Origin of the sequence: Fibrobacter sp., from assembly GCA_017503015.1 — a bacterium.
GTDB lineage: Bacteria > Fibrobacterota > Fibrobacteria > Fibrobacterales > Fibrobacteraceae > Fibrobacter.
Genome location: JAFVTX010000019.1, coordinates 1 through 9,435, shown reverse-complemented (window position 1 = coordinate 9,435; position 9,435 = coordinate 1). Strand labels below are relative to the sequence as shown.

Annotated in this window: 7 protein-coding genes and 1 pseudogene; all 8 read right to left on the bottom strand. The window is 53.7% G+C overall.

From position 1 onward, the window contains the following. A partial coding sequence (tsaA, locus tag IKB43_03715; GenBank protein ID MBR2469244.1) for a tRNA (N6-threonylcarbamoyladenosine(37)-N6)-methyltransferase TrmO occupies positions 1–451 on the bottom strand: 451 nt, incomplete at its 3' end. Further along, positions 444–1,235 (bottom strand): hypothetical protein, encoded by a 792-nt coding sequence (locus IKB43_03710; protein MBR2469243.1) that lies wholly within the window; start codon positions 1,233–1,235, stop codon positions 444–446. The genes IKB43_03710 and tsaA, both read right to left, overlap by 8 nt. Positions 1,236–1,262: 27 nt before the next feature. Beyond that, on the bottom strand, positions 1,263–2,420 hold the full coding sequence (gene pgsA, locus IKB43_03705; protein ID MBR2469242.1) for a CDP-diacylglycerol--glycerol-3-phosphate 3-phosphatidyltransferase: 1,158 nt from the start codon (positions 2,418–2,420) through the stop codon (positions 1,263–1,265). Then, positions 2,417–4,066, bottom strand: a complete 1,650-nt coding sequence (recN, locus tag IKB43_03700) for a DNA repair protein RecN (GenBank protein MBR2469241.1) — start codon at positions 4,064–4,066, stop codon at positions 2,417–2,419. Before recN ends, pgsA begins: the two co-directional genes overlap by 4 nt. A 125-nt stretch (positions 4,067–4,191) precedes the next feature. Next, the gene (gene trmB, locus IKB43_03695) at positions 4,192–4,905 is read right to left on the bottom strand and encodes a tRNA (guanosine(46)-N7)-methyltransferase TrmB (GenBank protein MBR2469240.1); all 714 of its coding nucleotides are present in this window, start codon (positions 4,903–4,905) and stop codon (positions 4,192–4,194) included. A gap of 1 nt (position 4,906) precedes the next feature. Continuing rightward, on the bottom strand, positions 4,907–5,797 hold the full coding sequence (locus IKB43_03690) for a hypothetical protein (protein MBR2469239.1): 891 nt from the start codon (positions 5,795–5,797) through the stop codon (positions 4,907–4,909). Positions 5,798–5,802: 5 nt separating this feature from the next. Continuing rightward, a pseudogene (locus IKB43_03685) lies at positions 5,803–6,354 on the bottom strand (hypothetical protein). A 137-nt stretch (positions 6,355–6,491) separates the two neighbouring features. Continuing rightward, entirely contained in the window at positions 6,492–9,320 is a 2,829-nt protein-coding gene (locus IKB43_03680) for a beta galactosidase jelly roll domain-containing protein (protein ID MBR2469238.1), read from the bottom strand. Between the last annotated feature and the right edge of the window lie 115 nt (positions 9,321–9,435).

The window sequence follows — 9,435 nt, the reverse complement described above, 5'->3', positions numbered from 1 at the left end:
CCACGGCGTCGGGGATGCTGTCGGCGTAGGGGAGGTAGGGCTTGATATCCACGATGGGCGTGCCGTCCATCAGGTCTGCCCCGCTTACCACGATGACAGGGCCGTTTTCCTTGTCGTTACGGATCTCTTCGATCTTTACGCAGGACATGGCCAGAGGGTTTGGCCGAAAGCTGGACCGTGTGGCGAACACTCCCAGGCGGGTGTTGCCGCCCAGGCGGGGCGGCCGGACCGTAGGTTTCCAGTTGTCCCGGACATTTTCGGAAAAAATCCACAGGAGCCACAGGTGGCTGAACCCTTCCAGACCGCGTATGGCATCCGGATTGCGGAACTCTTTTTCGAATATGATTTGCGACCGGAGCTCCTTCAGGATTCCGCTCTGCCTTGGAATCCCGAACTTTTCAGGGAAATCGCTCCTGATTCGGGCGACGATTTTGAAATTGAATTCATCCATGGTGCCGTACCCAATGCCGGTAGGCCCTATCCGCTTTGGCGTTTTTCAGCTTCAACCGCTTGTTCAAGGGCCAGTAAATGAAGGCGAAAAGGATATACCCGCACAAAAGGACAATCCAGTGGTTCAGCCCTAGCCGCGTTTCCAGAAGCCGCATCTCGATAAACATGATTGGGCCTGCAATCAGGAACAACGGCAGCTGCCGGCATTGGTCACCCAGGGAATATCGGGATTCGTAACTCACGATGGAGTTCATCATGGGGAAACTGGTGCAGAACCCGCCCATAAGCCGCTTGATGACCATGAGCCCCGCCACCACGAAGGCGATGGCCGGAGCCTTGATATAGACCGGCAGGGGAGTTTTGTAGGGCACTCCCGACTTGTAGGGCTGCTTGATGAATATGAGAATTCCTAGCAGGAAATCGAAGAGGCAGACCCCGTAAAAGACGGGCTCGCTGTCGGGAACGATGGGCTGGAGCGTCGTGCCGATAAGTACAAAAATGGCAAGCCCGATAATGATGGCGGAAACGATAGGGATATGCAGCTTGTTGTGCCCGATGCGCACCACATGCACGTACATGAGGCAGAGCAGGGCCGAAATGGCGTTGGCCGCTCCCATGGGGAGGCCAACCGCAATGTAGGCGAAACCGCAAGGAATCGGGATGGTGGCCGCCACCGCCTTGAGCTGCGGGTCCTTCATGTAGGCACTGGCTGTACCCAGGGCCGTCACCATAAAGATGAGCAGCCAGTCGTAAGGTTCAAAGTTGAAATTGAGATTCTGCCACATGGTAGTCCAGGGCGATTTGCGGCCGGGCTAGACGAATTTTTTCAAGATATGCTTGCTGGACACGAAATAGTCGATACCGCTGATGATGGTGATGGCGGTAATGACTCCCATGACAGCCTGAGGGAAAACATTCCAGATGGATTCGAAATTCGGAATCAGCTTTTGCACGGGGTCGATCGCCCCAAGAAGTATAGCCACGATGCCGATTCCCTGGAGGGCGGTTTTCCACTTACCGCTACGGCGGGCGGGCATAATCATGCCTTCGCTGGCGGCAAGTGTCCGGAGGGTCTCGACACTAGATTCCCTAAAGTAGATAAGTGCTACCATCCACACCGGGGCGTAGCCAGTGGCGATAAAGCACATGAAAATGGTCATGTTGGAAATCTTGTCGCTGAATGGGTCCAGGTATTTGCCCAGGGTGCTGACTTCGCCCATGGCACGGGCGAGCTTTCCGTCCAGGAAATCCGTGAGCATAAAACCGAGAACCATGACCAGGGCAAGCACCTTGAACACAAGGCTGTTGTTGCTGTAGTCCAAATCGTTGTCGTAGAAGAACACCCACAAGAAGAAGGGGGTGAGCACGATACGGCTCATGGTAAGCTGGCTTGCGATAGAAAGGGGCTTTCGGTGGGCGGGGTCGCGATAGTACCAGTAGGCGTAAGCGACGGTAGAGGCGAGAATCAAGAGGATGGTTGCCACCATGCATATCTGCTGGTATTCTTCAAGGTTCAGCAGGTAGACGCCCATGGTGATGGTGGTGGCGAGGTTTGCAAGCTTGCTCCAGCGCCTCTTGTGGGGGAGCTTCTTGCCTTCGCGAAGAACGCCCAGGGAGAACAGGGTGTGGGCGATAAGGCGGGCGAGGAGCAGGGCGCAGCCCACGCCGAGAATTTTTTCGACGCTTTCGGTATAGACCAGTTCCCGTACGAAGATACTGGTCATGACAGCAAAGGAGAGGAAACCGTCGATAAAGTTGAGCCATAGCTTGTAATAGGGTTTTTCAATATCTTGACCGCGAAGCTGGTATAGCTTGAACCAGCCCATAATAAGGGCGATAGCCACAAAGGCGGTTGCCATCTTGGTCATGCCTTGCCATATAAAGGCAATAACGCAGATAAAGACAATTGCCCTAAGTACGCTCCAAAGGCGGTTGCGGAAACGAACCTCTGTTTTTGTGACCTCGTTCATCGGTTGTTCTCCAAGAGTTGTTTCGCGTGTTCACGAGTGATTTCGGAATTTTCGCCCAGCATGCGGACCAATTCTTCAATGCGACCTTCGTAATCCAGGTCCTTAACGCTAGTAAATGTACGACCGTCTGTTTCGGCCTTGCTGACAGAAATCTGGTGATTGGCACGGCTTGCCACCTGGTGCAGGTGGGTGATGGTCAATACCTGGTGGTGCTTGCCCAGGTTCCGCAGGGATTCGCCAATGCGGTTTCCTACCTCTCCGCTGATGCCGGAATCCACTTCGTCAAAAATCAGGAGCGGTACGGCGTCCAGTTCGGCCATGACGGTCTTGATGGCAAGTAGTACGCGGGAAAGTTCACCGCCGGAGACTGCCTTCTGCAGGCTTTTTTCACCTTCGCCCGGGTTCGGGGCCAGCAGGAACTCGATACGGTCTTTTCCGCTTGACGAAAGCGCCTGTTCGGCAATTTGCGTCTTGAATACGGCCTTGGGCATGCCGAGACTCTGCAGGTTGCTTTCTACCGTCTTGTCGAAGACGGCCGCCGCCTTCTTGCGGCTGTCGGAAAGTTCCGTCGCGGCCTTTTCCAGTTTGTCGGAGCAGGCCTTGAGCTGCCTGTTCAGTTCTTCAAGGTCGCTGTCCAGGTTCTCGATGCAGCCCAGTTCCTCTTTGCGTTTTTCGGTGAGTTCCAGGAGGCCTGCGACGTCGGTGCGGTACTTGCGCTTGAGCTTCTGGATTTCGGCGATGCGCCCGTTGGCGCGGTCCAGCTCGGCGGCGCTGAGGGACTTTTCCGGTGTCCGGCGCATCAGGTCTTTGCAGATGCTTTCGAAGGGGTCCGAAACTTCTATGAGGGCCTGCAGGTCCTCTTCGTAGTGGGGAATTTTTTGTGCGAGCCCCTTCAGCTTAGAGAGCAAGCTTTGGGTCTGGTCCAGGATGCCGTTGTCGTTACCTACAAGGGTCTGGATTTCCATCAGGTAGTTCTGTTCGACTTCGCCCTTGCTTCCGCGGCTGACCTTTTCTTCCAGTTCTTCTTCTTCGCCCAGCTTCAGGTTTGCCTTGGAAAGTTCGTCGAACTGGAATTTCAGAAAGTCTTTCTGGGCGGCCAGTTCCTTGGCCCTGGATTCCGTTTCGGAAATCTTGTTGCGTATAGAATTCCATTCGCTCCAGAGCTTGGAGTAGTTCTTCAAAAGTTCGCCGTTGCCGGCGTAGTCGTCCAGCATCTGGGTGTGGGTACGCACGTCCCGCAACAGCAGCTGCTCGCTCTGGCCGTGCATCTGGATGAGCAGGTCTCCAATCTTTTCCAGATCGGAAAGGCTTACTACGGCTCCGTTGACCCGGGCCCTGCCCTTGCCGTTTTCGAGAATCTCCCTGCGGATAATGAGCTCGTCGTCGCTGTCGATTTCGAGGGTGGCGAGCAGTTCCTTGACCTGGGGGAGTTTCTTGATGTCGAAGATTCCTTCGATGACGGCCTTTTCTTCGCCTGCACGGACCATAGAAGACTGCCCGCGGTCACCGCAGATGAGCCGCAGGGCCTTCATCAGCACGGACTTGCCTGCACCGGTTTCGCCGGTGATGGCGGTAAAGCCCTCGTGGAAAGGAACCTCTTGCTTGGCAATTAGCGTGAAACCGTTTATACTCAGGGACTTCAACATGGCGGATACAAATTAGAAAAAAGCGTTAGTCAAGTTGCTGTCAATTAAAAGTGAAAAATGAAAAAATATCAATTCTTCTTGTCTTAATAGTCACACCCGACAACCCACAACTCATAACTCACAACTCACTTTTCGAATTCAATGACGCTTCGGTAGATGGGACGACCTTCTTTCTTGTACTTGCGTTCAAAGCCGGTAGAAATACCTTCGGTAGGTTCTGCGGTATTGCGCACAATCACCTTGCAGCCCGGGAAAGCGTCAAAAGTTTCCAGGGCGATTTCGTTGTATTCTTTGTGGTCGGTACCCCAGTAGAAAATCCTCTTGCCGGGTTTTAAAACTCTGGCTACTTCTGCCAAGAAATCCGGTCGCAGAAGCCTGTTCTTGTGGTGGCGTTCCTTGGGCCAAGGGTCCGGAAAGTACATGTGGAAGGCGTCAACGGTATTGTCCTTGACGGCATCCCGCAAAAAGTAGAACACGTCACCCCGGAGCATGGCGGCATTGTTCAAGACCTTTCGGCTTTCCATCCGCGTATGGGCGAATGCGGCCCAGGTGTAGTCCCATTCGCTTCCCATGATAAAGTAATCCGGATGCTTCTGGGCGTATTCGATCATGAAGGTTCCCTTGCCGCTACCGATTTCCACTTCGATGTGGCCGTTTTCGTTCGGGAACATGTCCTTCCACTGGAAGGGGAGCTTGTGGGGCTTGCCGTCGGGCGTGCGGATAGGCTTTCGTCCGTCGTCGCTCCGGAACACGTAGTGCCAGAGCCCCTTCTTTTCGGGGTCTTCGTTTAGGTCCCTGTAAAATTCAGGAACGACAATTTCTTTTTCTTCTTTTTCCATCTTAGATAAAGGGGATAATTCTTTCCTTGAACTTTTCAGGCATTTTCTTGTCCAGCATTTCGCGGATATGCCTTTCGGAATACTTCATGGAAAAGTGGGTGAGGATGATTTTTTCGCAGGCGATTTCGTCGTCGAATTTTTCCAGGGTATTGACGATGTGCTGCAGGTGGGTGTGGCCCTTCTTGCGGCTCATGGGTTCGTCCTCGTCGTCCAAAAAGGTGCATTCCGTCACAAGGATTTTGGACTTGAAAATTTCTGGATTCTCCTTGAGGCTTTCGCCCAGGCAGTCGCCCATGAAACTTATCAGGGGCTCATAGACTTCACGGGTAATCTCTACGCCGGACTTGCGGAGTTCGATGATTTCGCCAGGAGTTTTTCCCAGGTATTCGTCTTTTAGCTTCCGCTTGTGCAGGAACAGGGTCGCTCCCATGGCAGGCACGGAATGCTTTACGTCAAAAGGTTTCAGCACCAGGTCCTTGCGGTACCGCAGCGGAATCATCGCTCCTGCTTCTACGGCACAAATTTCAGGCAGCCGGAACTTGGTTTCGGGGACTCCCTCGAACATGGCCTCGGCACGAATCCATTCCTTTGCCCCTTTGGCAATGGAGGCCGGCATGTAGTAAACGCTATCACGCTCGACGCCCATCATCTTGCGGAGGCTGTGGTGCCGCATGAGGCAACGGGCGTGGTCTCCGTGGGCGTGGGTCAAAAAGATATGGTTGATGGATGTGGCCGAAAGAGGGCATTCGCCCATGTCGACCACAAAGTCCAGTTCGGGAAATTGCAAATAGGTCGCAAGCCCGGAAATGGAAAATCCGTTGATGGAGGTGCAGGATGTTTCCAGGTGGACTTGCTTGAGGGCGTTATGGATGTACTTGTTTTCGCCGGCCACGCAAACTACTTCTTCTTGGCTGCTTTTCTTTCGTTATCCTGGGCTACAAGAAAATCAAAGTCGTCACAAGTCATGGCCTCAATATGGTTACCCATGGCCACACTGCGAGTTCTGGCGTTGCCTTTTTTCTCGGGAATCCGGAAGCAGAAATCGTAGGTATTACCCATGTCGGTCGGGATACCCATCTTGAAAATTCTAATGCGTTCCTTGCCGCTGTAGATTTCGTGGTAGTCGTAGCTGTTCTGGACCTTTTCCAGTCTCTTTTCCTGGTTGAACTGAAGTTCCCGAGTGATGGGACCGTCCAGGTACAGCGGTAGGGAATTCTGGAAACGAAGTTCCAGCTGGCCGTCGGTTTTTACAATGGAGGTTCCGTTGGGGTTAATCAAGTAGCGCTGTTGGGGAATGTTCCTGTACGCCTTGTTATGGACCCTGCGAACTCCGCACATTTCACGCATGTCGGGATTGGCTACAAAGTCAATGTCGCGGCAAATGGGGGGGAGATTGGTTGGGACTTCAAGGTCGTCCCCATTAGAAGAACCGGCACATCCGGCCAAAAGAATCGGGGCTACAAAGAGCGGAACAAACTTTAGAAATTTCATATTTCAAATATATATTTAATGGCATTCCGTTTTTTTGGTAGACACAAAAAAATGCCCCGTGAGGGGCATTTTTATAAATCGACTTGATTGTCGGCCTAGAGAATATCCACAATGGCTGTGAAGAGAGCATCTGCCAGTGCGTTTGTTTCAAGACCTTCGAAGATATTGAACTGGTTGAACACGATCTTGCCCTTGCCGAAGGGGAGGGTCTGCAGGTCCACACCGCCCTTGATTTCGCCATCCTTGATGGAAAGGGACTGGGCGTATACCTTTGCCCCTTCCAGCTTGCTCATGGAAAGGCTCGGCATGACAGCGGCCGCCGTATGGTCAAGGACGTTTGTGCCGAACACCTTCAAGAGCTCAGAACCGTCGGGAATGTAGTGCAGGCTGATACCGTTGGCACCGGTGGTCCAGTGGGATTCCAGGGTGCAGTCGAATTGGTGGCTCTGGTTCAAGAAATCCACGTCGTCCTGGGTCATGTCCGAAAGCAGCAGGGTCTTTCCGCCGTTCTTGGTGACATCGACTATTTTGTCCAAAATTTCGTCGGGCCAAGAACTGAGGTTTGCCGTGAAGATAATCTTTTCAGGGCCGGAGAGTGCGGCAAGAGCGTCGCTGGACTCTTCGCTGTTGTCCAAGAAGCAGACCTTCTTCATGGCAGACTTTACGTCGGCCTGTTCGATGACGATCAGGTCTTCTGTAGAGGAGTGGACTTCTTTTCCGCCGTCCTTCAGGGTGAACTTGATCTGGTACTTGCCCACACTTCGAGGAGCCATGAGGGAGCAGATTCCAAGCTGGGTAAGGCTTGTCTTGCCCACAGGTTCTTCAGGAGATTGGGTCTTGGTGCTTACGACCTTGCCCTTTTCGTCTAGCAGGGAAATTTCAATCCCCACATTTTCAAGACGGCTGTTGTTCAACAGGGTCAGCTGGAAACTGATTTCGCTCTGCGGCGTGACCACGTGTTCCAGCTCGCTTACCAGGATACGGCTCGGAGTGGAGATTTCCTTGGCGAAGTCCGTAAAGCCCTTGCTCTTGCGGTTCTCGTCGTTGAGACCGCTGAAATCAATGCCATAGTCGGCCCACTGGTCCAGGAAAAATCCGGCGATTTGCGGGTTGCTCTGGAATGCCGTAATCTGGTCCAGTTTGCTCTTAATGGCGATGCTGTTGGCGTCGTTGCAGAAAGTATCGAACTTTTTCCAAGCGGCTATATCGGCGGTGGCGAGGAAATCCTCGATTGCCTTGTAGGCGTTCTTGATGGCCTTCTGGTTCTTGACGCTCCTGGGCCCGCGCAGGTTGGTGGGCTTGGCGGGGAGCAAGGTGTGGTTTTTCAGGGTGACCAACATCTTGTTGTTCAAGTCCAGGTCCACTCTTTCGTCTTCGTCCTGGAAAACGCTGTCGCCAAGGCCTGCATCGGGGACTGAAAGCTCTTCGTCGTCGCGGTCAAAGCAGTGGGCGAGGTAGTGGGAATAATTGGCACTGGGGCAGAGCCGCGGGTTGATGCGCAGGCTTGCGTACTGGGAAATATGGTCCACAGAGACAGGCAGAAGCTTGCCCGTGTCCTTGTGGAACACGCCTTCGTTGTCCAGGTAAATACTGTCAAAGTTGCTGATGGCGGGTCTAAGCATGTCGATGGGGCCGATGGCGTTCAGCAGCTTGTTTCCGTTCTGCAGCATGAAGGTCCCGTTTTCGGCACCGAGAATCCACACGGCGATGGAGGGGTGGTTGTGCTGGTCGCGAACGAGGTCCGTAATCAGTTTTTTTGCAATTTCCAAGCCCTGGGGCGTAGAACGCATGGTGTGGATGGGAAATTCCTGGAACACCAAAAGGCCAATTTCGTCGCAGATGTCCAGCGCTTCGTTGGTGAGAGGCGCTCCGCAGCTGCGGATGGCGTTGAATCCTGCGTCCTTGACGGCCTGCAGGTCTTTCTTGAGGGCGGGGTTCTTGTCAGTCCAGAGGCCGCCTTCGCTCCACTGCTGGTTGTAGCTTACGCCCTGAATCTTGAGGATGGAATCGTTCAGGTAGTAGTCGCCCTTGATGCAGTCGAACTTGCGGAATCCGAAGGTCTTGACCACAGGGAAACTGTACTCAGGCGGCTTGTTCTTGCCGGTCTTGATTTCCAGCTGGACTTCCAGGGCGAACAGGTTGGGCTTGTCCAGGCTCCAGACGCACTTGTCCTTTTTCCAGTCCTTGATCTGGAAGGCGAACCGCTGGGTCATGTTCTCCTTGTCCAGCTTCACTTCTTTGTACCATTCGTACACGTCGCCCACGGCGTTTCTCATGAGGAAACGGATACGGGTCTGGAACCCGCGGGGGTTGTTGAAGGTGATTTCTGCGGCTACACGTTCCTGGTCCATGTCGGGCTCCACGTGCAAGTCGGCAATGTAGGCGGAACTGCCGAGAATCAAATCCACATGCCCGAAGATACCGCCAAAGGGGTACTGGTTCCAGGGGAGGCCCACAGGCATTTCGCTGGGGTGGGCGTAACGGTCGTCGGCACCGTCGGCGCTTTCACGACCGAAGTCGATACGGCTGTTAGAAGCCCCCATGTTGGCCACACGGACGCACAGAACGTTTTCTTCGCCAATCTTGATGGCTTTTTGCGTTTCAATGGTAAAAGGCGTATAAGCCCCGAAGTGGGTTCCCAGGCGGATACCGTTGAGCCAGACCGTGGCGTGGGTGGCGATCCGTTCAAAGCGCAGGAATATGCGCTTAGCTACCAGCTTGTCGTCATCCAGGGTGAAACGCTTGAAGTAGAAGGCGCAGTCCTGGGACATGAGCAGTTTGTCGAAGCTACGTTCCCAGACGTGGGGAACATTCACGGTTTCGGTATCGGAGGGGTTGGTTGCGTACCAGCGGTTGGAAATTCCGGAATCTTCCGTATCCCACTTCATCTGCCAGTCGCCGTCAAGGCTCATGATTTTGTTCATTCGGGCTTTCCTTTTATACGGCAAACCCCCTGATGGGGGCTTTTTTGTATCGGGGTAGCCAGATTCGAACTGACGACATTCTGCTCCCAAAGCAGACGCTCTACCAGGCTGAGCT